Here is a 24,367-nt window from a genome sequence, read left to right as displayed (position 1 = left end):
CCATGTCATCATTTGATTACCTGAAATCCGCCATCCGGCAGAAGGGTTGCACCCTACAGCAGGTTGCCGACGCGACCGATATGACCAAAGGCTATCTCAGTCAATTACTTAATGCAAAAATCAAAAGCCCTAGCGCACAGAAGCTGGAAGCGCTGCATCGCTTTCTTGAACTGGAATTCCCACGCTACGAAAAGAACATTGGCGTCGTCTTCGGCAAGTTCTATCCGCTACACACAGGCCACATTTATCTGATTCAGCGTGCTTGCAGCCAGATCGATGAACTGCATATCATTTTAGGTTACGACGAACCGCGCGACCGTCTGCTGTTTGAGAACAGCTCGATGTCACAGCAGCCTACCGTCAGCGACCGCCTGCGCTGGCTATTGCAGACCTTTAAGTATCAGAAAAATATTCATATTCACGCCTTCAATGAGCAAGGAATGGAGCCTTACCCGCACGGCTGGGATGTGTGGAGCAAAGGGATTCAGGCGTTTATGCAGGAAAAAAGCATCACGCCGAATTTCGTCTACACCAGCGAAGAGCAGGATGCCGCACAATACCGCGAGCACCTGGGCATTGAGGCTGTCCTGATCGACCCGCAGCGCTCCTTTATGAACATCAGCGGTTCGCAGATTCGCCACGATCCCTTCCGTTACTGGGACTATATCCCGACCGAAGTGAAGCCGTTCTTTGTGCGTACCGTTGCCATTCTTGGCGGCGAGTCCAGCGGTAAATCCACGCTGGTGAATAAGCTGGCTAATATCTTCAACACCACCAGCGCCTGGGAATATGGTCGCGATTACGTGTTCTCCCATCTGGGTGGCGACGAGATGGCGTTGCAGTATTCCGACTACGACAAAATTGCGCTGGGTCAGGCGCAATACATTGATTTTGCAGTGAAATATGCCAATAAAGTGGCCTTCATCGACACTGACTTCGTCACCACTCAGGCGTTCTGCAAGAAATACGAGGGTCGTGAGCACCCGTTCGTTCAGGCGCTGATCGATGAATACCGCTTCGATCTAGTAATTTTGCTGGAAAACAACACGCCGTGGGTCGCCGATGGGTTGCGTAGCTTAGGCAGCACCACCGCCCGTTCGGAGTTCCAGGACCTGCTGAAAACGATGCTGGCTAACAATAATATCCCGTACGTTTACATCAAAGAGTCGGACTACGATTCGCGCTTCCTGCACTGTGTGGAATTGGTACAACAAATGTTGGGTCACGATCGGGTGCCCGGACCGATCAAAAGCTAGCGTGTGGTCCACTGCCAATGGCGGGAGGGGGTAATAATTTCCGGCAGCGGAATGTCCCAGCTTTCTACTGGCAGTGCGTCAACCTGCTGACAATCGTGGGCCAGACCGATCGGGTAAGGCCCGCGAGACGTATAGTTGCGATACTGCAACGTACGGTCGTAAAAACCGCCCCCCATACCCAGCCGCTGCCCCTGATGATCAAACGCCACCAGCGGCGTCAGCAGGACGTCTAATTGTGGTAACGGCAGTACCTGACGCACGTCCAGACGCGGCTCCATAATCTTCAGACGATTGCGCACCAACTCAGTGTCCGGTGCATAGCGCAGGAACAACAGATGCCCGGAACGAAACGGATGCAGAACCGGCAAATAAACGCGTTTCTCCTGCTGCCACAGCTGTTGAATCAGCGGGTGCGTATCCAGTTCGCCATCAAATGACAGAAATACTGCGACGCTATCTGCCAGTATGATTTTAGGGTGCGCTATGACGCGCTCACTCGCCTGCTGCGCAAAGCGCGACTGCTGCTCTGGCGTCAGTAAACGACGCTGCTGACGCACAGCCTGACGAATCTGCTGACGCGATGCTGCCGTAGAAGAGAGTGGAGTATCGGGAAGTGCCGATGAAGATGAATCAGAAGATGACATGGGCTGCATTCGCCACGGGTCAAAAATGATAAAAGAAAGGGAATCTCCGAGATGCCGCCGCAGGCTGTAACCCTTGAACCCTTGGTTCAAGGTGAACATAACGTCGCAGTCTTAAGGCTTCTCGGACGAACCGAGCGTGCTCACCAACCGCAGAGCATTACATTCTGTTGGTATGAAATATCGGCTCAGGGGACTGGCCCGCTGACAAACATCTCAGAGAAATTTTATTCGTTACTCGCGATAAACCTTAGCACGTCTTCTCGCGTAAAAACACCGTACTTTTGTCAAAATACGACGTTATTCAAATTGTGCACCCTGACGTTCAGTGATCTTGCCTTGCTCCAGCAACGCCTGTTCGATCGTCTGCTGCAACATACGAATACGCTGTTCCATATTCGACGCATAATCACGCGTCTTACCCCGCTCCTGCGCCAGCTCATGGCACACATTCAGCGCGGCAATAAACACCAGTTGCTCAGTGTTTGTGACTCTAGTGCGAACTTTAAGATCTTGCAACCGCTGGTTAAGATCTTCCGCCGCCTGATTCAACGCATCTTGTTGTTCTGGCGGGCAATTCACTCTTAACGAACGGCCAAAAATTTGAATATCTACTGGTTGTGCAGACATACCACCTTCCTGCCTTTTGTCGTTCTTACGCCCGCGTGCCACATAGCATGAGCATTACCCGTTACATCGGGCTCGTTAAAGCGGGCGCAACTATATATAGCCGAGATCTAAGATACAAGCCCTTTCTGGAATCGAAAGGGAGCTTGGTGGTAGCATAGCACGAACCAATCCAGCCAACGATGACGAATCCGCATGTCTATAGAGAATACGTTTCCTGCCTATGAAGGCCTTGACCAACTGCTTCACCAACAGCAGGTCGCGCTGACCGCAGCAGAAATGCACGGTTTGATCAGTGGGATGCTGTGTGGTGGAAACCATGACGACAGTTGGAGAACGCTGGTTTTTGAACTGACTAACGAAGGCATGGCGTTTACCCAAACGCTGTCGCAGCCGCTTCAGGAACTGTATCAGGCCACGCGTGAAGCGCTGGAAGATGACGGCTTTCTGTTCCAGCTTTTCCTGCCGGACGACTCGCAGGATGACGTGAGCGTTTTCGATCGCGCCGACGCGCTGGCAGGCTGGGTCAACCACTTCCTACTCGGGCTGGGCGTGGCTCAGCCACAGTTGAACAAAGCCAAAGGCGAGCTGAAAGAAGCTATCGAAGATTTACGCAACATCGCACAGTTGGGCTACGACGAAGATGAAGACCAGGAAGAACTGGCGCAATCACTGGAAGAAATCATTGAGTATGTTCGCGTCTCTGCCATTTTGTGCCATACCGAATTTACCAGCCAACGCGTTGTGACTGCGCCCGAACAGCAAAAGCCAACGCTGCACTAAATAACGTAGAAAGGCATGCCTCATTCAGAGCGGAAGGGAAAGGCAACCGCACGGACTATTTTCAGGAGCAGGTGATGAATCCACAAGAATTTCTTCGTCGTCGTCAGGGTCTGTTGGAAAAAATGGCACCGGGCAGCGCGGCGATTATTTTTGCCGCGCCGGAAGCACAGCGCAATGCCGACAGTGACTATCCTTATCGTCAAAATAGCGATTTCTGGTATTTCACGGGATTCAACGAACCAGAAGCCGTTCTGCTACTGGTAAAAAGCGATGCCAAACATCATCACAGCGTGATCTTCAACCGCGTACGCGATCTGACAGCCGAAATCTGGTTTGGTCGTCGTCTCGGTCAGGAAGCCGCGCCAGCTAAACTCGGCGTTGACCGTGCACTGCCATTTGGCGAAATCGGCGCACAACTGCATCTCTTATTGAATGGGCTGGACGTGGTGTACCACGCGCAAGGGCAGTACGATTATGCCGACAAACTGGTCTTCGCCGCGCTAGACACCTTGCGCAACGGCTCCCGTCAGGGCTTTGCTGCCCCGGCTACGCTGACAGACTGGCGTCCGTGGGTGCATGAGATGCGCCTGTTTAAATCACCAGAAGAAATTAGCGTGATGCGCCGCGCCTGTGAAATTACCGCGCTGGCCCACACCCGCGCCATGCAAAAATGCCGTCCCGGCATGTATGAATATCAGCTCGAAGGCGAAATTCACCACGAATTTACCCGTCACGGTGCACGTTATCCTTCTTACAACACCATCGTCGGCAGCGGTGACAACGCCTGTATCCTGCATTACACCGAAAATGAAACACAAATGCGCGACGGCGATCTGGTGCTGATTGACGCTGGCTGTGAATACAAAAGCTATGCTGGCGACATTACCCGCACCTTCCCCGTCAACGGCAAATTTACTGCGCCGCAGCGTGCCATTTATGACATCGTGCTGCGCTCACAGCTGCGTGCGCTGGAACTGTTTGGTCCGGGTCGCAGCATCCGTGAAGTGAACGAAGAAGTGGTGCGCATCATGGTCGGCGGGCTTATCAAGCTTGGCGTGCTGAAAGGTGAAGTGGAAGAGCTGATTGCCGAGCAGGCACATCGCCAGTTCTTCATGCACGGCCTCAGCCACTGGCTGGGTCTGGACGTGCACGACGTGGGTAACTACGGCACCACCGATCGGGGCCGCCCGCTTGAACCGGGTATGGTACTGACCATCGAGCCGGGTCTTTACATCGCACCTGATGCCAAAGTGCCGCAGCAGTACCGGGGAATCGGCGTACGTATCGAAGATAACATCGTGATCACCGAAAACGGCAATGAAAACCTGACGGCGGGCGTAATCAAAGACGCTGATGCCATCGAAGCGCTCATGGCGCAGCAGCATGATAAGCAACACTAAGCAGCGCTTTCAAAGGGCAACGACATAATTGCAAAGGACAACAGCATGGCGGTCATGATTGTCGGTGGTGGGATGGCAGGCGCAACGCTGGCGCTGGCGATATCGCGGCTTTCGCAGGGCGCAATTCCGGTCGATCTTATCGAGGCGCACTCGCCACTCGGCAAGGAACATCCGGGTTTTGACGCACGCGCCATCGCGCTGTCTGACGGCACTCGTCAACAGCTAGCAGCGTTAGGCATCTGGCAAGCGCTGTCGGGTAACGCAACGGCGATAACCGACATTCACGTCAGCGAACGCGGGCACGCCAGTGTAGTGAATCTGAAGGCCTCGGACTATCACGTTCAGGCGTTAGGCCATGTGGTTGAACTGCACGACGTCGGGCAACGCCTGTTTTCCCTACTACAACAGGCTCCGGGCGTGCGTCTGCATTGCCCGGCCAAAGTCATTGCCGTCACGCGGACGCAGGATAATGCAACGCTAACGCTGGACGACGGCACCGAGCTAACAGGCCAACTGCTGGTCGCCGCCGATGGCTCACATTCCATGCTGTCGCAGTCCTGCGGTATTCAATGGCAGCAGCATGATTATGATCAGATTGCGACCATCGCCAATGTAACAACCGCAGAACCCCATCGCGGACGCGCGTTCGAGCGGTTTACTCCGCACGGCCCGCTGGCGCTCTTGCCGATGAGTAACGGTCGCAGTTCGCTCGTCTGGTGCCATGATAAACACCGTCAACATGAGGTCGATAGCTGGAGTGAAGCCGGCTTTCGCCAACAGCTACAGCAGGCTTTTGGCTGGCGTCTGGGGCCGTTCACCCACATCGGTGAACGCCACAGCTATCCACTGCGCTTACTCACGGCAAGCCAGCATATTAGCCATCGGCTGGCGCTGGTGGGTAACGCCGCGCAAACGTTGCACCCGATTGCCGGACAGGGCTTTAATCTGGGGATTCGCGATGTCATGTCGCTGGCGGAAACCCTCGTCGATGCAGCGAAAAAACAGCAGGATATCGGCCAGTACAGCGTGCTCAGCCGCTACCAACAGCGGCGCGAGCCCGACCAACACACCACGGTGGCGATCACCGATGGACTGGTCAGGCTATTCGCCAACCGCTATGCCGCGCTGACCGTCAGCCGCAATCTGGGACTGATCGCCATGAATAACCTACCGCTAATGCGCGACGCCTTTGCTCGTCGCACGCTGGGCTGGGTAGAACGTTAATTAAGCTCGCCAACAGGAAATACGGAAATGCAATCATTCGACGTGGTTATTGCCGGTGGCGGTATGGTCGGTCTGGCGCTAGCCTGCGGCTTACAGGGCAGCGGCCTGCGTATCGCCGTGCTGGAGAAACAGGTGGCCGAACCTCAGCCGCTCGGGAAAGACTATGCCCTGCGCGTCTCCGCCATTAATGCCGCCAGCGAATGCCTCCTGCGCCATATCGGCGTCTGGGAAAATCTCGTGGCGCAACGCGTCAGTCCTTACAACGATATGCAGGTATGGGACAAAGACAGCTTCGGTAAAATCAGCTTTAGCGGCGAAGAGTTCGGCTTTTCCCATCTTGGGCATATCATTGAAAATCCGGTGATTCAGCAGGTACTGTGGCAACGCGCCGCTCAGTTAAGCGACATCACCCTGCTCTCCCCCGCATCGTTAAAACAGGTTGCCTGGGGTGAGAACGACGCCTTCATTACGTTGCAGGACGATAGCATGCTGACCGCCCGGCTGGTCGTCGCTGCGGACGGCGCCCATTCGTGGCTGCGTCAGCATGCGGATATTCCACTGACCTTTTGGGACTACGGCCATCACGCGCTGGTCGCCAATATTCGAACTAAACACCCTCATCAGTCCGTTGCGCGTCAGACGTTTCACGGCGACGGTATTCTGGCGTTCTTGCCGCTGGACGAACCCCACCTTTGTTCAATTGTCTGGTCGCTTTCACCGGAACAGGCTCAGGCGATGCAGAGCTTACCTGCCGAAGAATTCAATCGTCAGGTCGCTATGGCGTTTGATATGCGTTTGGGGCTGTGTGAACTGGAAAGCGAACGTCAGACTTTCCCACTGACCGGACGCTACGCTCGCAGCTTTGCGGCACACCGGCTGGTGCTGGTCGGCGACGCAGCGCACACCATTCACCCGCTGGCGGGGCAAGGCGTCAACCTGGGCTTCATGGATGTCGCCGAACTGATTGCGGAAGTGAAGCGCTTACAGGCGCAGGGCAAAGACATCGGCCAACACCTTTATCTGCGACGCTATGAACGCCGCCGCAAACATAGCGCTGCGGTGATGCTCGCCAGTATGCAGGGATTCCGCGAACTGTTTGACGGTGACAATCCGGCGAAAAAGCTGCTGCGTGATGTCGGTCTGGTGCTAGCGGACAAACTGCCCGGCATTAAACCCACGCTGGTACGTCAGGCAATGGGATTACACGATCTGCCAGACTGGCTTAGCGTCGGGAAATAATAAAACCAGAATAGATAATAAAGCTCGCCGCTTAAGCGGCGAGTTATCAATAACGTTTCTTTCTTAATTAAATCGCTAACCTCTTTACCCATCCCTCTAGTTATTTAAGCGACCACTATTTTTATTTATATAATAAACTCATCATCAAAAAATAATTATCAGAGTAATAAAAACCCACCCAAAAAGATAATCACCATTAAAAACAATAAATTACATTATTTTGGAAAGGATATCTTTCTGACTGAAATCATATTTCTTATTAAAGAGTCGGGTTCTTCTTTTGTTCAATCAAGATTTACGTTATAACGTTCCCAACAAGGATTTTTTAACAGGGAGTGATACGAATGGCTAATTCTATTTTCATGAAGATCACCGGAAAAATTCAGGGACTGATCTCTGAAGGGTGTTTAAGTATCGATTCTGTAGGAAATAAACATATCTCTGGTCACGAGGATGAAATTTTTGTTTATGCAACGAATTACGACTTATCAAGAGATCGACACGTCAATCATCATCCCTTTTCCGTGACCAAAGTCGTTGATAAGTCTACACCGTTAGTCCTAACCAGCATCGCTAATAATGAACTGCTGGAAGTTGAGTTGAGATATTACCGCACCTCCGCCAGCGGGACACAAGAGAACTACATGACAATCACATTAAGAGATGCCTCTATTGTCAACCTCTCTAATCAAAATCCCAATTCATTGACGCATAACGACATGCAGCCATTTGAAATCCTGAGCCTGCGTTATGAAAGCATTACCTGCCAGCACAATATCGCGGGTACATCGGGATACAGCATATTAACTGAAAATATGTACTGATAAGCCATAAAACACACCTCATTATTTCTTTAATACATTATGGTTTTTTATGAGGAGGGATAGTGAGCAACAAATGGCAACTCAATGATAAAACCTTCAGTCGGAGTCAATTGGAATGACAACAAGAGAACATATAAAAAATGAGCGTTTAATTTATACCGAACAGCTTGGGTGGATTGATTTAGGCCACGCAAAAGGTGATGATGCGAGGGATTTGTGGGGGCAGCTCATCAGTGAACCTGCGAATCCGTTACTCAAAGGATATTTCCTGGTTAATTATTCTCAGGCCATGCATTATCGCCGTGTACAGACGGGGGTTCATGCGCAATGGAAGATAAAAAGAGGGTTATCGATAGAGACTAAACGTTCTATTGCGCTCTCCATAATGTTTTACGTCTCTCTAAAGTTTGAAGGGTTACAATCTAATCCCCTGTTCTCGCTTGCTACGGATAGCGGTTTTAGCTGTGAAGATCTGGTTTCCAATTTAGTCGGTTTTTATTCAGTAGTTCTTCCCAGAGACTATATTTCACTTAGTCAGAAAAAATCGAAAGAATATGCTTTTAAAATATGGGATTACTATGGCCCAGTGGGAAGATATAAGAATAATGAACTCAGACCACTCATTTTCCCCGATCCGGAAATGCATGCTTACCCTTATAAAAAACCGTTACCACCTTATTTGTCTGTTATAAAACCGTTTTCATCTTATGAAAACGATCTGGTTATCAACACGATTGATGAGAATACATTTCTGGGATTTAAATTGTAATGAAAACGATCTTAACCATCTTCATTTCATTATCTTCCCTGCTATTTTTTTGGGGATGGCTTATCATCGTTCCTTATACCGTCTATACAGAGAAAGACATTTTTAAATACTATACATTAACCTATAAAGAAATCAGGGACGTGCCGAGGCTATCAAAGAATTATTATTTTTCTTATGGGCCGAGTGATGAGGCGACCCCTCAAACTAGTGCTATCTATCTTTGTGATTTAACCCATATTAATGAGACTTACAGAGAATTGCTTTCTTATGTTGAAAGTACCAAAATACCATTAATTGATGGTTTTAGTTTAGGTAATTACCCGAAATTTCAGGAATATTTTCAGATTGTAAAAACGAAAGAAAAAAACAATAAAACAGGAAAAGAAAGCGAATGTCTAATGTTGATATTCTCTAAGGAACAAGGATAATTAACACTATAATTTAATGAATAGCGTAATCGATTAAAAAATGAGTACATTCGCGTTTGATCTGCCTTTGGCTTAGAACCCATCCCACAAGGAATTATAAATCGGGCAATTAAAAAATGTTAAGAAAAATCGGCTATATCTACTTTTATGCCTATTCCGCTTTATGCCTTTTTTTAATCAATGCTTTTTCTACCATCGAATATGAATGGATGATAGATGGCGACTCAGTTGCAGATTTCTGTGAAGTGCCAGAAGCTGATGCTGATGCTGATGCTGATGGCTTTTTCAGTTTCATTATCGTTCCTTTATCTATCCCTTTTTTTATTTTTAAAAGAAGCCTACCCAGAGTCATTACTTATCTTATCATCCTTGGGTATCATTCATACCGTTTTTATACGCGAATAAGTCTTTGTCCAAATTAGACTATCTCTATGAAATAGACGGATTAAATATATAATACAAAAGAAAAATTAAAAAAGGAACGTGAAAGCATGATTAGTAAAAACCACAAATATAATATCTATTTTTATGCTTATTCTGTCCTATGCCTTTTTTTAATTCATGCTTTTTCATCAATAGAATATGAATGGCTATTTGGCGACAGATCACTTAAAAGCTTTTGTGAAAATCCGAGAAGCTATGCTGAGAGTTTTTCAAATTTCATTATCATCCCTTTGTCTATTCCTTTTCTTTTAGTCAAACGGACGCCACCAAGAATAATTACTTACCTTGTTATTCTCATGTATTACTCAGGCAGTTTCTATACACGCGTGACTATCTGCCCGTACTGGTAACATACTCTGTCGAGTGCAAAACTCGCCGCCGCAGCGGCGAGTCCGGTGTATCAGGCATCTGGCCCGATTCTGACCACTAGCTTACCGAAGTTTCGGCCGTGCAGCAGGCCGATAAAGGCCTCTGGGGCATTTTCCAACCCGTCGACAATCTCTTCCCGATATTTGATCTTACCTTCTTCCACCCACGGCGACACATCCTTCCAGAACTCATCGAAGCGATGACCATAATCATCAAAGATAATGAATCCCTGCATCCGAATACGTTTCTTCAGGATCGTCCCCATCAGTAGCGGTAAGCGATCTGGCCCATCCGGTAACCCTGTGGCATTGTAGCCAGAGACGAGTCCGCACACCGGAATACGCGCCGAGGTATTTAGCAGCGGCAACACGGCGTCAAAGACTTTTCCGCCGACGTTTTCAAAGTAGATATCGATTCCCTGCGGGCAGGCCTGTTTCAGCTGTTCTGCAAAATCATCCGCTCGGTGGTCGAGGCAAGCATCAAACCCCAAAACCTCAACCGCATAGCGACATTTCTCTGCGCCACCCGCCACGCCAACAACCCGACAGCCTTTTAATTTCCCAAGCTGTCCAACCGTCGCGCCGACCGGACCGGTCGCGGCGGCCACCACCAGCGTTTCACCCGCTTTAGGCTGGCCGATATCCGTCAGGCCCATATAGGCGGTGAAGCCCGGCATACCCAGCACACCCAACGCGTAGGAAGGATTAGTCGGCGACTGACCCAGATTCGTTAATCCTTTGCCGTCAGAAATCGCATAATCCTGCCAGCCGCTGTAGGACAACACCCAATCACCTGCCTGATAATCTGGGTGTTTTGACTCCACCACGCGGCTGATTGTCCCGCCGACCATCACGTCATTCAGTTCGACGGGTTTGGCATAAGAAGGCGCATCGCTCATGCGGCCACGCATATAAGGGTCAAGGGAAAGGAACACCGTACGCAGCAGAATATGTCCTGAATCGACCTGTGGGACAGGCTGCTGTTCCAGACGGAAAGTCTCTTGTGTTGGCGCGCCGTGCGGGCGCTGAGCCAGAACCACACGGCGGTTAATTTGATCGGTTTGCGGCATAATATCCTCCGTTAAACAAAGCGTGTTGATAAAATCACTTCGTTAACAATAGGATCTGTTCTTTCATCTGGCTACGCAAACCGTGCGGCGTTCGTTATGCCGTTTTGCTTTTTTCGTAACGCGACATGCGATCCAGATACCCCATGACAAGTGCAGATAGCACAAACGTCAAATGGATAATCACGTACCACATCAGCTTGTTATCCGGGATATTACGGGCATCCATGAACACGCGCAGCAGATGGATCGACGAGATAGCGACAATCGAGGCGGCAACTTTATTTTTCAGCGAACCAGAATCCATCTTACCAAGCCAGCTCAGCTTTTCTCTGCCTTCGGTGATATCCAATGCCGAAACAAAGTTTTCGTAACCGGATAGCATGACCATCACCAACAATCCGCCGACCAGCGTCATATCGATCAGTGACAGCAACACCAGCACCAAATCGGCTTCAGCGATATCCAGGATATTAGGCAGGACGTGGAACACCTCCTGGAAAAATTTGATCGCCAGCGCCAGCAAACCCAGCGATAGCCCGAGATAAACAGGGGCAAGCAGCCAGCGCGATGAGTACATCAGATTCTCAATAAAACGTTCCATAACTCACTATATGCAGGTGGAAAAGAGGGAAATAATAGCGAAAAGTCCTGCTGTGGTGTTAATCAATTCTTGAGCAGAATGCACCATTTACAGAATGCTCTGCCCTGCCGTGCCCCCAGCGATGATTTCCGCGTTTTGTGATCCGGCCTGCACTCACCTTCAAACCGATGCCGTCCTCCTGCCGCTCGTGGCACGCATCTGAAGGTTCACCCTTTTTCACCTTCCTACACTGTCTAGCGCCAGCAGGTCTGGCAGCAATCATACACTGCACTCTACATTCAGAGCCGAATACAGGCTTACCACAAAGTAAAACAAGGGGTTACGAATGAGCGATCCTATTTTCCTTGGTATTTTCTGGCATTTCATCGGTGCGGCCAGCGCGGCCTGTTTTTATGCACCGTTTAAGCAAGTCAAAAACTGGTCGTGGGAAACCATGTGGTCACTGGGCGGATTTTTCTCGTGGATTATCCTGCCCTGGAGTATCAGTTGGTGGTTACTGCCTGATTTTTGGCGTTATTACGGTTCGTTCGATATGGCGACCCTACTCCCCATTTTTCTCTTCGGCGCGATGTGGGGCATCGGTAATATCAACTACGGCCTGACGATGCGCTACCTTGGCATGTCGATGGGCATCGGTATCGCCATTGGCGTGACGCTGATTATCGGTACGCTGATGACACCCGTCCTGCAAGGTAAGTTCTCCATTCTGTTTGGTTCAGCGGGCGGACGCATGACGCTACTGGGCGTGCTGGTCGCAGTCATTGGCGTCGCCATTGTCAGCTATGCCGGCTTACTGAAAGAGCGAGCACTCGGTATTCGCGCCGAGGAATTCAACCTGAAAAAAGGGCTGATTCTGGCCGTGATGTGCGGCATCTTCTCCGCAGGCATGTCCTTTGCGATGGATGCCGCGAAACCCATGCACACCGCAGCACAAACGCTGGGGATCAATGCGCTGTATGTCGCACTCCCCAGCTACGTAGTGATTATGGGCGGTGGTGCCATCGTCAACCTGGGTTTCTGCTTCATCCGTTTGGCAACCTGCAAGGGCATTTCATTAAAAGCCGATCTGGCACAGGCCAAACCGTTACTGATTGCCAACGCGCTCTTCGCTATTCTGGGCGGCGTCATGTGGTATTTGCAATTTTTCTTCTACGCCTGGGGACACGCCAACATTCCGGCTGATTACACCTACATCAGTTGGATGCTGCACATGAGTTTCTACGTACTGTGCGGCGGCATCGTCGGTCTACTGTTTAAAGAGTGGAAGGCCGTTGGCCAGAAGCCAGTACGCGTACTGGTTCTCGGCGGCATGGTCATTATTCTGGCGGCGAATATCGTCGGACTAGGAATGGCCGTGTAAGCACCTTATCATCGCGTTCGGTGCTACCAAAGCGAGTACCGAACGCGATGGAATTCCGACGAGTAAGATAAAGATTGATTAGCATGAAAAACAGAAAACTGGAGATCTCTGGTGAGCGCGCACCCTAAAAAAATTGAAAATATTTATCGTTTAGATTCACAAGAAAGGTGTGATTACTTTATCCGTAAGATTACTGATTTTGAAATTGTCTGGGGATTATTTAATGAGGGATGGGCAACGGCGATATCCGATCAGAAAATGGCGATTCCCTTCTGGCCTGAGGAAAATTTTGCCACACTGTGCGCTAATGATGAATGGGCTGGATTCACAGCAAAAGCCATTGAGTTAAACGAATTCCTATCACGTTGGCTCCCTGGGATGCAGAACGACGGTAGAATATGTCAGATTTTCCCCATTCCAAGTGAACACGGTTTTTTCATTCCTCCTGCAACCTTACTGCACGCCATTAAAGATGAATGTGAACAATACGAGTGACCGTTCAGTTTACAATTTATCCCGAGAGACATTTATTTGAATCTTGTGGAAATGAGAAAAGGGGAATGACGATGTCAGCGTTTTTTAACGAAATAGACAGGCTTTCCCCGAGAGAGTTGCAACGCTATGCTTCCGCCTGTTTGCAGGCCTATTGCAACGCAAAATTAATTCAACACCCATCGATCGGCGCGTTGATAGCTCATCTTAATCATTACCCAGAGAGTGGCAGTCTGGCTGAATGGGAAAGGAAAGGCGCGTTGCTGCCGCTAAATGGGCGGGGAGATGATATACCACAAGATCTTATCCTATCGATCTCACCACAGGATATTGAAACATTCTCTTATCTTGTTGATGTCGTAGTGGAGGTCGGAATCGTGGATATGTACGGGGCACCAACAACGCTTCCGGCTGAGTTTGTTACGAAGATAGCCTTGATTCTGTCCAAAAATAATATCGACCTGCCTGAGTGTTAGGTGAAAAGAAATGCAGTGCCCAATATTCTAAAAATATTGAGATGTCGTTCGGATGAAGAAGTTGAAAATTAGTGAGCAGGTCAATCAGAACATGAGCTATGAGTACAGGTTAGTCTTTGATGATGCCTCGGCAGCCCAAGATGTCATGAGTACGATTAAACACAGTGAAACCTGCATTCGCGCCGAAAACGGCGATGTCTATTTGAAAGACACATCCCTAAACAATCGTGCTGAATATGACATCCGCCTGATCGATGAGGACGATAGCTCGCTGTGGCTTCAGGTTAACGTTAAATCTGTCGATTTGTACGTACTTATGCGAGAAACCCTAAGCGGGAAACCGTTCAAATGCTTTGAAGATGGGGATGTGGAGAGTGAAGTAGAACTCAGCGAGGCTTTTCGCCTCAACACATTACTCAATCCGCTCTGACATCGTCAGGAACGTCCCCCTGCGTGATAAGTTCCAACAAAATGAATATGATAGATCGGACACGGAAGAAGCCGTCATCAGAATCGCCAGACGCAATCTTGGTGAGCGATAAATTTCAAATATTCACAAGTAAAACAGCAGGAGAAAACCATGAGCGTCAGATTTCCGGCAGCCTATTATGATTCGTCCTCTGAAGAGGGCGTTTTGACGGTTGGATTCGCAGACAATGAAGATGACCCACAACATTTTCTCATTTTGCAACGGGCAGAAGAACCTGACGAGCAAGATGAAGAACTGGGCCAAGATACTTATTATATTGAGATTGGCAATCCAGGCGTGGCTGGGTATGGCGGTATTGATGCTGTCTTGATTGCGACAAACAAAATCATTTTTACGTGTTCAGGCACGACGAGCTGGTGCAAAGAAATAGAAACGATTGAGATAGAGATTTCGCCTCAGTTGGGAGAGATTAACGAAATTGAAGCCTCGCTTCGGGAAATATTTATCGATACGCCAACACACGTCTCTCGGTCATAGCAACAGCCCTCGATACATAAAAGGGTGCGCGGAAAACAAGATAGAGAGCGTACGGTTTTAGCTAACATCGAGCGTCATTTTACTTCACCGATTCAGGTATTGGTAATCACCTATGTTAGTTCATGTATACGTAGCAGATAACGATGGGCCAACCTTTGAAGTGCTGCCTGTCCGAGAAATCGAGAGGGACACTTACGAATTGCTGTCTTCTCCCGGCCTTGCGTTAAATTTGGCACGCGGGGATATCTTCCGAATTCAAGACAAACATGCCCATCCAGAAGTGTTGCAAAGAGGCGGTAATTTTTGCATTCACATCTATGCCGATTACCTTCCCCCCGAAGACATTACCCGTTTAGAGCATGATGTGGTTAGCCAATTAAATGGAACCTTAGACGGTGTATATCAAGCCAACTTGACGTTGGCCGTTCCTGCCAGAAATGGGATGGATAAGATTGCCGACGTTTTCGATGCCTTTCGCGAAAAAACAGGGGTTCAATGGTACTTCGCGAACATTTATAAGAATATTGACGACGATGAAGACGAAACGCTTTTAAATTGGTGGCTGGATAGTTAAGCGCCCATCGACTAGCCCTCAAGTGAAAACGTTCATGGTTAAGATCAGCGGCATTTTTCCAGGAAAGCAAAAACGCCCTGAGAGATCCTCAAGGCGTTCTGGAATGGACTTCAATGTTTACGGCTAATTTTTTCACGATTCATTAATAGTGCGACACTTAAATAATAAGCATCGCACTCTTTCACATGATCTAAAATAAAATCACAGCCTATCGTGAAGCATTCAAAGGAAATTCTGGATCAGGTTCGTGGGTCATACGATTACGTAAATCACGACGAATAATTTCAATAGACCAGAACCAAATGAGGTGGCCTACGATTTCAGATACATGTTCATACCAAGGGAGAACAAACAGAGACGGCGTGAGGCCCATTAATGGGAATGAAATCATATGGACAAATAATTGAGCCAGCGCACCAGCCAGCAGACCTTGCCATAATTTTATTTTAGGAAATACTTCTGCAACAACACAGTAACCTACAGCAAAAATAATAGAGAAAATAATGTGCGTCACACCAACCCAATTGAATACATGGCCGGCAAAGGTATAAACAGCCGCATTAGGGTCAACAACGCCGAGCCAATCGCGTAAAAAAATGTAGGGCGGATTAAGAAAATTACGAGAACAATCAATGTGTTCTGCCGCTCTAATCAGTGATTCAGGAGCGCAAGCACCGCTAAACATATCAGTAGGGCTACGTGGAGGAAGCGGATTTTCTGCGCCCCATTTTACGAAAGATGAAACAATACCTGCAATCAAACCAATAAAAGCAGCTAATCCATAGCGTCTCCGAGATGGAGATGTTTGTTCAAAAAAGTTCATTTTTTTACCAATCTAACCATTAAAGGTTATAGTCTTACATAGACATCATCTACTTATAAAGAGGTTAATTGATATATCGAACAATCTCTCTAGTATATTTTGTTATTAGGAACGCCGTTTTAAATTTTATAAAAAATAAAAAAAGAAACCATGCGTTTATTTTTTGTGAAATTTTTACTCAATAATTGAAAAACCAGATTCTCTAACGTGTCCGAAATGTATATTTCCTCCGATAAAAACGAATAATAATTCTCCAATAAAAACATTTCGGTTATTTTTATGTAAAATACTAACAGTTCAGTAACTCATAATTTCACGCTGCACCATACTGATATTCAGCCTGCAACATGGGTTGATGGGATGCAGGAATCCAGCACACCTCACCCCAGACTCCCGTCTTACTCTTCCTTAATTCTGCCGGAACCAATCCGGACGCTGATGCTCTTCACGCCAGAATAATGCCGCCATTCCCCATGATGTCCCATCCTGACGACGTAGCTGCCAGACTACGCCGCCATAAATCGGAAACGTCTGGCCATTTTTTCTGACTCGAATTCCGCTGTAGCCATAGACAATCCCTTGCTGAGATACATTTTCAAGAAACTTCTGCCGGGCTGGCTGCAAAGATGTCTCAGCACTCAGCCGTGAAGGCAGTGCCAGCATTTCTGCTTCGCTATATCCGAAGCAATCAAGCGCAAAGCGATTGGCATAGATAAAGAGAGGATCGCCTCCCATTCCTTGGGCTAGTACACTATAAGGCGCCTGTTCATGCAGCCATCTGTCGCGATCGGCAAGATCAGCAGGGGAAGGTAATAGGGAACCACTCTGAGCCAGGTAACACGAATCAATCTTCTCAAGCAATGTGAGTGACATAATCGCTCCTTAAAGGTTTCGTAAGCGTGGATTACTCCCCAGAAGCTGATGCGCATCAACAGGCACCTCAATCAATAGCGAAGGTCGCCCAATTTCGCCGGCTCTGACCAGCACATCCTCTAAATTAGCGAGATCGGGTTGAAGCTTCTCCGCATCCCAACCACAGGCCTTAGCAATCGCGCAGTAGTCGAGAGAACACACGCCAGCGTGATAATACTCTGGCACGACCTCAGGCAGGATTTTGGGTAACCCTTGCGCCACAATACCCAGGCTCTCATTGTTTAGCAGGAAAATGACAATCCCCAATTCCCGCACTTCTCCTAATGCTCCAGAAAACAGGCGAAAGCAGCCATCGCCGGTAAATAAAAAGACCGCGTGTTCAGACAGAGCCAGCTTCGCACCCACAGCAGCGCCAAATGCGCCGCCCATCGCCGAGCCACGGTAAAACGAGTAGAAACGAATGTGGGGATGAGGACGCTGCGTCACGAACTGGCGATCTTTATACGCAAGGCATACATCATCAAACCCAACGGAGTCCGCGGGCCACCAGCTATCCAGACGCTGATATAGCGCCACCATATTGGCGTAACCCTGACGCGGGGAAGAAAAGGCATGATGATTTAGGTTCTGCGGCGCAGGTTCAGCCCCCGTGTTGGCAAATGGGCACGCTTCCGCAACCGCAATCAGCCTGCGCAGCGATTGATCGAGCGGTCCATGAATATGGTGATAGTGCCCCAAAGCTCGGTGCTGAAAGCCGCCCTCAATCTGGCCATAGGCCTGCGTAATATTGCTTAGGTAGAAAGTTTCACCAGCGGTAAAAGGCTGTAAATTTACCGAATACTCATCTGGGCTCGCTCCCAGAATCAGCAGAACATCGTTGTTATTCAGCGATGCATAAAGCGTCGTCGCACAATCATTTCCGCCAAAACCGATATAACCGTAACCATACGGATTCTCTCGACTGACGGCATTTGCGCCATTGATCGTCCACACCGTTGCCGCACGCAGGTGTACAGCGAGCTGGGTCGTCAACGCTGGCGCATTGGGATAACGCGCCATTTCCTCCCCAACCAACATCACCACGCGCTTCCCCCTCACCGCCTGACGAAAGCGATCAACAACGTCCCCGAGATCGCCACAGGCAAAAGCGGGTCGTGAATCAGGAGGAAGAGAATTCACGCCGGTGGCCTCAATCAGCGCATGGTGCACTAACACCAACACCACCGGCTTCGCGTTATTCAGTTGCGCCGCTGCCAACCTCAGTTTTTCATTTATCGTCTGCGGATCATCGAGAACGAAAACCGAATCAGGCAGCTCGGCCCGCAACTGCTGAACAATATTGCTACCGTGCTCCCACGTATCCTGTAACGGTAACAGACCTTCCGTATCTTTCCCCGATAGTGCGACCAGATAGACAGCAGGAATATCATGCAGCTTGGCATCGCTGAGTCCACATCCTAGCAACTTCGTTGCGGCTCCCGTGGTGGCCACCGCTGCCGCGAGCCTCCCGCTGGCGAGGTAATAGCCCAGCGGAACAAAGCCTGCGCTGTACTCGCCTAGCGTTAAAAATCCGGTTTTATCCTGAGCCGACCAGTCAACGGGATGAATGCCTTTAACAAAATGAATGACCCCGCCGCCTGTGACGCCCGTATAGAGCATCACGCCAGACTCGGAGAGAAAATCAAACAGGCGCGAATATCCATTTGATTTGACGTCATTAAATGCTGGATGTCTCATGCCGTCCTCCGTCAGGGGGTCGTAGACCATGGCATAAGCGTAGTTGGCATTGCTGTGTAATACATTGCGAACGAATAAAAAGCATACTGAATCATGATGTTGCGAAGCGGTATTCGCCGTGATGGACTTCCTCTTCATATATATTTTTATGGAATTGAAAATCCATTTTTATTCTTTTACATGCATAAGACCGCCTACTAGAGTAGCGAAAAGACCGCCGTGTATGGCCTCATGTCATCGTAAAGGACACAGGGAATGGAAAAAAATCACCCGCAAGTTACGACTCTCGCAGCAGGATTACTCACGCTGCTTTTCGCACTCAATCCCGGTGCTTACGCTGCACAAAGCGGTGAAAAACCGGTATCCGGTGGTATTCTGAACGTAGGTTTGGGTAGCGATACGCCGATCATCGACCCGCACATTACGGCCTATGGCGTAACAGCGCTGATTTCCCGCAACGTGGTCGATTCACTGGTAGGACAGGCGGAAGATAACCGCTTTACGCCCTGGTTGGCGGAAAGCTGGAAAATTAACGACAACAACACCGAGTACACTTTCCACCTGCGCAAGGACGTGACGTTCAGCGACGGCACCAAGCTGGATGCGGAAGCGGTGAAATACAACATTGAGCGTATTCTCGATCCGAAAACCACCTCCAGCTACGCGAAATCGCTGTTAGGTCCTATCGACAAGATCTCAACGCCGGATGACTATACGATTGTGCTCCACTACAGCTCACCGTTTGCGGCGCTGTTACAGGGCCTGAGCCTGCCATATCTGGGCATTCAATCGCCGACGTACCTGAAGAAAACACCAAACACCAGCACCACCGTGGTGGGTTCCGGTCCGTTTATTCTTGATTCCTTTGTGAAAGGCAGCGGCAGCAAGCTGACGAAGCGCCCTGATTACAACTGGGGACCGGGTTATGCCAAGCACACTGGCCCAGCCTATCTGGATGGTCTGGTGTTCAAATATCTGCCAGAAGCGTCGGTTCGCCTTGGCGCACTGAGCAGCGGCCAGATTCAGGCCATTGACGCCGTGCCGCCTGCCAATTTCCCGACGGTGAAGCGCAATCCAAAGCTGGAAGTGATTACCTATGAGAACCCGGGCGTTAACCGTGTGCTCTATCTCAACACCACCAAAGGCCCTTTCCAGGATGTCGCGGTGCGTAAGGCATTCCAGAGCGCGGTAGATACCAACGCGGCAGTGAAAGTTGCCTTCTTCGGTACACTGAAAGCCGCCGATAACGTTCTTGGCCCTGCCACGCTGTACTACGATCCGAGCGTCGCGTCCCGCTGGGGCTTTGATGTGAAAAAAGCCAACGAACTGCTGGATAACGCAGGCTGGAAACAGAAAGACGGCGAAGGCTTCCGTACTAAAGATGGCAAGCGCCTGAGCGTCAGCTTCGTTTACGCCTCAACCAACGTTGAAGCCGCAGATGTCGCGCTGTTCCAAGCGGTGCAATATCAGGTGAAGCAGGCAGGCTTCGAAGTCAAATTGACGCCAGTTGATGCGGGTGAATTCACCACACGCACCAATGCCAACGAGTACGATATCGCCTCTAACTTCTTCGTGCGTGCAGAGCCAGATATTCTGCGTACCGTGTTCGATTCGGCCTATGCGCCACCGAACGGTAACGGCTTTACTCGCATCAGCGTGCTGGACGGTAAACTGAGAAAAGCCATTGGCGCGGGTGACGCGGAACGTAAACAGCTCTACAGCGAAATACAGCGTGAGGTCATCGATCAGGCGTATGTTGTTCCGCTGTATGTTCCAGCCTACCAACTCGGCCTGTCCAAACAGGTACAGGGCATAAGCTGGGCCACCAACGCAAAACCGAACTTCTATGATGTCTGGATTAAACGTTAATCTGTACGCGCTAGGTAAACGTCTACTCACCATTCTGGCTGTGCTCTGGGGCGCAGCCACATTGACGTTTATTGCCGTCAAACTGATCCCCGGCGATCCCGTCGCTATTCTCAGCGGCGGCGATAACGTAGTGGATGAAGCCTATCGCGCCGTACTCATCAAACAATTTGGGCTCGATCAGCCGCTGTGGGTGCAATATCTGCGCTACTGTGGACAGGCGCTACAGGGCAATTTTGGCGTCAGCTATCTCTACCGCCTGCCAGTCGGTAGCGTGATTAGTGATGCGATGCATGAAACCCTGCCGCTGGCGCTTGGCGGCTTGATTCTGGCACTGTTCCTCGCGATTACCAGCGCGCTGCTCACCGCGGGTCGCTATGGTGCGCTGCGCACTAGCGTATCGTGGCTGGAGCTAACGCTGCTTAGCACACCGGTCTACTGGATTGGTATCGTGCTATTAAGCCTGTTCAGTTTTCGCCTGCAATGGTTTCCCGTCACTGGCAACGACGGTTTTATGTCGCTGGTGTTACCGGTTATCACTCTGGGCTTGCCGATTGCCGCCATTCTAAGCCAGGTACTGCGCGACGGTTTGGAAGATGCGCTCTCCCAGCCGTTCTCACTCACTGTACGCACGCGCGGCGTCAGCGAAATCCGGCTGCGTTTCCGTCACGGTTTGCGCCACGCCGCGCTGGCCGCCTCAACGCTGACCGGTACCTTACTGGCAAGCGTACTCGGCGGCTCCGTGCTGACCGAAACCGTCTTTGGCCGCGCGGGTATCGGGCAGGTCACGCTGAGTGCAATTGAAAACCGCGACATGCCGCTGGTGCTCGGCGTCGTCATGCTGTCCGCGTTCCTGTTCGTCGTCATCAATCTGCTGGTGGATGCGCTGTATCTCCTCATCGATCCCCGCTTACGCAAGAAGGCGAGCGCCCATGAGTAGCGAACCAATGCCCTTCACGCAGACGCCATCAAGAAAAATCTATCGCAGCCCGTGGCTGAGCACAGCGACGCTGCTGCCTGCCGCTATCGTTTTCCTGCTGGCACTGGCGGTCTTTTTCCCCTCGCTGTTTACCAGCCGCACCGCCGATGAAATGGATATGGGGGCGGTATTCCAGTCGCCGAATAGCACTTACTGGTTCGGCACCGATCAGCTGGGGCGCGACATTTTTTCCCGCATTGTTCACGGCACTTCGCTGTCGCTGGGTATTGGCGTCGGCGCGATGCTGATCGCCTGCTTCGGCGGCGTGCTGTTTGGTACGCTATCGGTGCTCGCGCCGCTGCGTGTCCGTCAGGTTCTGGTGCGCCTGCTGGACATCATGCTGGCGTTTCCCGATCTGTTGCTGGCGCTGCTGGTGATCGCCGTACTAGGACGCGGCCCGGAAAACACCATGCTGGCCGTCGGTCTGGCGGGGATTGCGGGTTATGCGCGTTTGATCCGTTCTCAGGTGCTGCAAGTCAGGTTATCCGGCTACGTTGAGCATGCGATTGCGCTGGGCGAACACCCGCTGTATATCGTTTTTCGCCATATCATTCCCAATACGCTGCGTCCGCTGTTGATTGTCGCCACCATTGGCGTCGGCCACGCGGTGCTGTCCGCCTCGGCGCTGAGCTTTTTGGGATTGGGCGTCGTTCCGCCGACTGCCGAATGGGGCGCGTTACTGGCTGACGGACGCAACTTCCTTGATATCGCACCGTGGGTCAGCCTGCTGCCCGCCAGCGTCGTCGCGCTGTCGGTAATTTCCATCACGCTGCTGGGGCGTCGTTTACAGGCTATTTTGGCAAAAGGAGAGGCACGATGAGCCTGAACACACTCCCTCACTCCTCTCATTCGTCTTCAGATGCACCGGCGAAGATGCCGCTGCTACGTGTGGAGAACTTGAGCGTCACGTTTCCCAGCCCATCCGGCCCCATTCGTTCGGTTAAAAACCTCTCTTTTCAGGTGAATGCTGGAGAAATTCTGGCACTGGTCGGCGAATCGGGTTCAGGGAAATCCGTCACCGCCCGCACGCTGGTAGGTTTATCCGGTGAAGGCGTTGACGTACAAGCAAACGCGATTGAACTCACGCGCCATGATGGCAGCCTGTGCGATCTACGTTATCTGACCGATCGCGACTGGCGGGCGATTCGCGGCCGTGAAATTGGCTTTGTTTTGCAGGACGCGCTGGTGTCTCTCGACCCGCTGCGCAAAATCGGGCAAGAAGTCGCGGAGCCGATCCTGACCCATCGCCTATTGCCCCGCGAGCAAATTCCTATCCGCGTCGCCGAACTCCTGACAAAAGCAGGCATTCCCGACCCTGAGAATCGCGCGGCACAGTATCCACACGAGCTGTCCGGCGGCCTGCGTCAACGCGCGCTTATTGCCTCCGCGCTGGCAGCCGGCCCACAGTTGCTGATTGCCGATGAACCCACCACCGCGCTGGATGCCACGGTGCAAAAGCAGGTGCTGAAAGTCTTCACCGCCTTGGCGCAGGCGGGGCACGGTGTTCTGTTGATCACTCACGATCTTGCCGTCGTTGCTGACGTCGCGGATCGCGTCATTGTCATGCAGCACGGCGCGCTGGTAGAAGGCGGTGAGGCGAGGCAGATCCTGTCAGCACCAACGCATCCCTACACTCGCAAGCTGCTGGCGGCAATCCCGACCGCGTCCACGCGAGGAAAGTGGCTGGCCGGTGTCGATCCGTTACAGAGCGGTATTGCGCCATCAGCGGCGTCTCTGGCAACGAATCACGCCAGTACCGACGCGATAGCCCTGACGGCGGATCGCATTGCAGTGTCGTTCAAGCGCCCGGACGGTAGCCGGATGCAGGCCGTCAATCAGGTTTCTCTCCAGATCAAGCGCGGCGAAACGCTGGGTATCGTCGGGGAATCCGGCTCCGGTAAAACCACGCTGGGCAAAGTCATTTTGGCATTGCAAAAGCCGGACAGCGGGGAAATCCGACTCGCGGACAATGCCTGGAGCACGTTAACGGAACGCGAGCGCCGACCGCTACGCGCCCGCATTCAGACGATCACGCAGGATCCGCTCAGTTCGTTCGATCCACAATTTACCGTCGCCCAGATTCTGCGTCAGCCACTGCGCTTGCGCCGCGATCTGAGCGACGATGAGAAACAGCGACGTATTCTGACGCTGCTGGACTATGTCGGCTTGACGCCCGATCTGTTGAGCCGACGCCCTACGGCGCTGTCCGGCGGTCAACGTCAGCGCGTCTCCATCGCACAAGCGCTGGCCTCAGATCCTGAAATCCTGATCTGTGACGAGCCGGTATCGGCACTGGATGTCACTACACAGGCGCAGGTGTTGGATTTACTGGTAGCGTTGCAGCGCCAGTTGGGGCTGACAATGCTGTTCATCTCCCACGATCTGGGCGTGGTACAGCACATGAGCCACCGCATCGCGGTCATGAAGGACGGGGATATCGTAGAAACAGGGCCGGTCGAACAGATCTTCAATCAGCCGCAGCATCCTTACACGCGCCTGTTGCTCTCGACGGTGGCGGAATAGGGATGTTGAAGAAAGATTGAGTG

General features: G+C 50.8%; 27 protein-coding genes and 1 other RNA gene. 20 read left to right on the top strand and 8 right to left on the bottom strand.

Annotated features, from left to right (window positions below):
• Positions 1–2: 2 nt before the first annotated feature.
• The gene (nadR, locus tag EIP93_RS02565; protein WP_107332255.1) at positions 3–1,256 is read left to right on the top strand and encodes a multifunctional transcriptional regulator/nicotinamide-nucleotide adenylyltransferase/ribosylnicotinamide kinase NadR; all 1,254 of its coding nucleotides are present in this window, start codon (positions 3–5) and stop codon (positions 1,254–1,256) included.
• Here nadR and EIP93_RS02560 read toward each other — a convergent pair.
• From EIP93_RS02560 to zapA, 3 genes are all read right to left on the bottom strand, one after another.
• Positions 1,253–1,900, bottom strand: coding sequence for a 5-formyltetrahydrofolate cyclo-ligase (locus EIP93_RS02560; RefSeq protein WP_107333682.1), 648 nt, complete (start codon positions 1,898–1,900; stop codon positions 1,253–1,255). The two genes, nadR and EIP93_RS02560, sit on opposite strands and share 4 nt — an antisense overlap.
• A 39-nt stretch (positions 1,901–1,939) precedes the next feature.
• Positions 1,940–2,123, bottom strand: a non-coding RNA gene (ssrS, locus tag EIP93_RS02555) — 6S RNA.
• Between the two features lie 74 nt (positions 2,124–2,197).
• Complete coding sequence (gene zapA / locus EIP93_RS02550; RefSeq protein ID WP_010284667.1) at positions 2,198–2,527, bottom strand: cell division protein ZapA; 330 nt, start codon at positions 2,525–2,527, stop codon at positions 2,198–2,200.
• 192 nt (positions 2,528–2,719) lie between these two features.
• Between zapA and EIP93_RS02545 the strand changes: the two genes are divergently transcribed.
• The 9 genes from EIP93_RS02545 (at position 2,720) to EIP93_RS02505 (ending at position 9,985) form a co-directional block, all read left to right on the top strand.
• On the top strand, positions 2,720–3,307 hold the full coding sequence (locus EIP93_RS02545) for a YecA/YgfB family protein (RefSeq protein WP_103861511.1): 588 nt from the start codon (positions 2,720–2,722) through the stop codon (positions 3,305–3,307).
• Positions 3,308–3,381: 74 nt separating this feature from the next.
• Positions 3,382–4,707 (top strand): Xaa-Pro aminopeptidase, encoded by a 1,326-nt coding sequence (pepP, locus tag EIP93_RS02540; protein WP_116362619.1) that lies wholly within the window; start codon positions 3,382–3,384, stop codon positions 4,705–4,707.
• Positions 4,708–4,752: 45 nt separating this feature from the next.
• On the top strand, positions 4,753–5,931 hold the full coding sequence (gene ubiH / locus EIP93_RS02535) for a 2-octaprenyl-6-methoxyphenyl hydroxylase (protein WP_125232235.1): 1,179 nt from the start codon (positions 4,753–4,755) through the stop codon (positions 5,929–5,931).
• A gap of 27 nt (positions 5,932–5,958) precedes the next feature.
• The gene (gene ubiI / locus EIP93_RS02530) at positions 5,959–7,170 is read left to right on the top strand and encodes an FAD-dependent 2-octaprenylphenol hydroxylase (protein WP_125232234.1); all 1,212 of its coding nucleotides are present in this window, start codon (positions 5,959–5,961) and stop codon (positions 7,168–7,170) included.
• A gap of 344 nt (positions 7,171–7,514) precedes the next feature.
• Complete coding sequence (locus tag EIP93_RS02525) at positions 7,515–7,994, top strand: Hcp family type VI secretion system effector (RefSeq protein ID WP_125232233.1); 480 nt, start codon at positions 7,515–7,517, stop codon at positions 7,992–7,994.
• A 115-nt stretch (positions 7,995–8,109) separates the two neighbouring features.
• Positions 8,110–8,763 carry a hypothetical protein gene (locus tag EIP93_RS02520; RefSeq protein ID WP_103972308.1) on the top strand — a complete coding sequence of 218 codons (654 nt, stop codon included), beginning with the start codon at positions 8,110–8,112 and terminating at the stop codon, positions 8,761–8,763.
• Positions 8,763–9,191, top strand: a complete 429-nt coding sequence (locus EIP93_RS02515; protein ID WP_125232232.1) for a hypothetical protein — start codon at positions 8,763–8,765, stop codon at positions 9,189–9,191. The genes EIP93_RS02520 and EIP93_RS02515 overlap by 1 nt, the downstream gene beginning before the upstream one ends.
• 116 nt (positions 9,192–9,307) lie before the next feature.
• Entirely contained in the window at positions 9,308–9,613 is a 306-nt protein-coding gene (locus EIP93_RS02510; RefSeq protein WP_125232231.1) for a DUF2645 family protein, read from the top strand.
• Positions 9,614–9,682: 69 nt separating this feature from the next.
• Positions 9,683–9,985 (top strand): DUF2645 family protein, encoded by a 303-nt coding sequence (locus EIP93_RS02505; RefSeq protein ID WP_125232230.1) that lies wholly within the window; start codon positions 9,683–9,685, stop codon positions 9,983–9,985.
• 50 nt (positions 9,986–10,035) lie between these two features.
• Here EIP93_RS02505 and EIP93_RS02500 read toward each other — a convergent pair whose 3' ends face one another.
• On the bottom strand, positions 10,036–11,073 hold the full coding sequence (locus EIP93_RS02500; RefSeq protein WP_103861519.1) for an NADP-dependent oxidoreductase: 1,038 nt from the start codon (positions 11,071–11,073) through the stop codon (positions 10,036–10,038).
• Between the two features lie 94 nt (positions 11,074–11,167).
• Positions 11,168–11,674 (bottom strand): TIGR00645 family protein, encoded by a 507-nt coding sequence (locus EIP93_RS02495; RefSeq protein WP_012822286.1) that lies wholly within the window; start codon positions 11,672–11,674, stop codon positions 11,168–11,170.
• A 325-nt stretch (positions 11,675–11,999) separates the two neighbouring features.
• Between EIP93_RS02495 and rhaT the strand changes: the two genes are divergently transcribed.
• The 6 genes from rhaT to EIP93_RS02465 all read left to right on the top strand — a co-directional run bounded on the left by rhaT (position 12,000) and on the right by EIP93_RS02465 (position 15,543).
• Complete coding sequence (gene rhaT, locus EIP93_RS02490; RefSeq protein WP_103942028.1) at positions 12,000–13,034, top strand: L-rhamnose/proton symporter RhaT; 1,035 nt, start codon at positions 12,000–12,002, stop codon at positions 13,032–13,034.
• Positions 13,035–13,145: 111 nt separating this feature from the next.
• Positions 13,146–13,529 (top strand): DUF2750 domain-containing protein, encoded by a 384-nt coding sequence (locus EIP93_RS02485; RefSeq protein WP_103942030.1) that lies wholly within the window; start codon positions 13,146–13,148, stop codon positions 13,527–13,529.
• 71 nt (positions 13,530–13,600) lie between these two features.
• Positions 13,601–14,002 carry a hypothetical protein gene (locus tag EIP93_RS02480; RefSeq protein WP_219600713.1) on the top strand — a complete coding sequence of 134 codons (402 nt, stop codon included), beginning with the start codon at positions 13,601–13,603 and terminating at the stop codon, positions 14,000–14,002.
• Between the two features lie 52 nt (positions 14,003–14,054).
• On the top strand, positions 14,055–14,432 hold the full coding sequence (locus EIP93_RS02475; protein ID WP_125232229.1) for a hypothetical protein: 378 nt from the start codon (positions 14,055–14,057) through the stop codon (positions 14,430–14,432).
• Between the two features lie 150 nt (positions 14,433–14,582).
• Complete coding sequence (locus EIP93_RS02470; protein WP_125232228.1) at positions 14,583–14,969, top strand: Imm10 family immunity protein; 387 nt, start codon at positions 14,583–14,585, stop codon at positions 14,967–14,969.
• Between the two features lie 112 nt (positions 14,970–15,081).
• On the top strand, positions 15,082–15,543 hold the full coding sequence (locus EIP93_RS02465; protein WP_125232227.1) for a DUF4265 domain-containing protein: 462 nt from the start codon (positions 15,082–15,084) through the stop codon (positions 15,541–15,543).
• A gap of 208 nt (positions 15,544–15,751) precedes the next feature.
• Here the strand turns inward: EIP93_RS02465 and EIP93_RS02460 are convergent, their stop codons facing one another.
• The 3 genes from EIP93_RS02460 to EIP93_RS02450 all read right to left on the bottom strand — a co-directional run bounded on the left by EIP93_RS02460 (position 15,752) and on the right by EIP93_RS02450 (position 18,976).
• The gene (locus tag EIP93_RS02460; protein ID WP_103861526.1) at positions 15,752–16,366 is read right to left on the bottom strand and encodes a YagU family protein; all 615 of its coding nucleotides are present in this window, start codon (positions 16,364–16,366) and stop codon (positions 15,752–15,754) included.
• A gap of 408 nt (positions 16,367–16,774) precedes the next feature.
• On the bottom strand, positions 16,775–17,239 hold the full coding sequence (locus tag EIP93_RS02455; protein ID WP_125232226.1) for an MEKHLA domain-containing protein: 465 nt from the start codon (positions 17,237–17,239) through the stop codon (positions 16,775–16,777).
• 9 nt (positions 17,240–17,248) lie between these two features.
• Positions 17,249–18,976, bottom strand: a complete 1,728-nt coding sequence (locus tag EIP93_RS02450; RefSeq protein ID WP_125232225.1) for a thiamine pyrophosphate-dependent enzyme — start codon at positions 18,974–18,976, stop codon at positions 17,249–17,251.
• A 255-nt stretch (positions 18,977–19,231) separates the two neighbouring features.
• Here EIP93_RS02450 and EIP93_RS02445 point away from each other — a divergent pair, with 255 nt between their 5' ends.
• The 4 genes from EIP93_RS02445 to EIP93_RS02430 are packed head-to-tail and all read left to right on the top strand — an operon-like array spanning position 19,232 to position 24,344.
• Positions 19,232–20,845: an ABC transporter substrate-binding protein gene (locus EIP93_RS02445; RefSeq protein WP_039507375.1), complete on the top strand. Its 1,614-nt coding sequence runs from the start codon at positions 19,232–19,234 to the stop codon at positions 20,843–20,845.
• Positions 20,823–21,782 (top strand): ABC transporter permease, encoded by a 960-nt coding sequence (locus tag EIP93_RS02440; protein ID WP_125232224.1) that lies wholly within the window; start codon positions 20,823–20,825, stop codon positions 21,780–21,782. Before EIP93_RS02445 ends, EIP93_RS02440 begins: the two co-directional genes overlap by 23 nt.
• Positions 21,775–22,641 (top strand): ABC transporter permease, encoded by an 867-nt coding sequence (locus tag EIP93_RS02435; protein WP_125232223.1) that lies wholly within the window; start codon positions 21,775–21,777, stop codon positions 22,639–22,641. Before EIP93_RS02440 ends, EIP93_RS02435 begins: the two co-directional genes overlap by 8 nt.
• The gene (locus EIP93_RS02430; RefSeq protein WP_103972132.1) at positions 22,638–24,344 is read left to right on the top strand and encodes a dipeptide ABC transporter ATP-binding protein; all 1,707 of its coding nucleotides are present in this window, start codon (positions 22,638–22,640) and stop codon (positions 24,342–24,344) included. The genes EIP93_RS02435 and EIP93_RS02430 overlap by 4 nt, the downstream gene beginning before the upstream one ends.
• Positions 24,345–24,367: the final 23 nt, after the last annotated feature.

It is taken from the genome of Pectobacterium versatile, assembly GCF_003932035.1.
In the GTDB taxonomy this organism is placed as follows: Bacteria; Pseudomonadota; Gammaproteobacteria; order Enterobacterales; family Enterobacteriaceae; genus Pectobacterium; species Pectobacterium versatile.
This window is presented reverse-complemented; position numbering and strand designations above follow the sequence as displayed.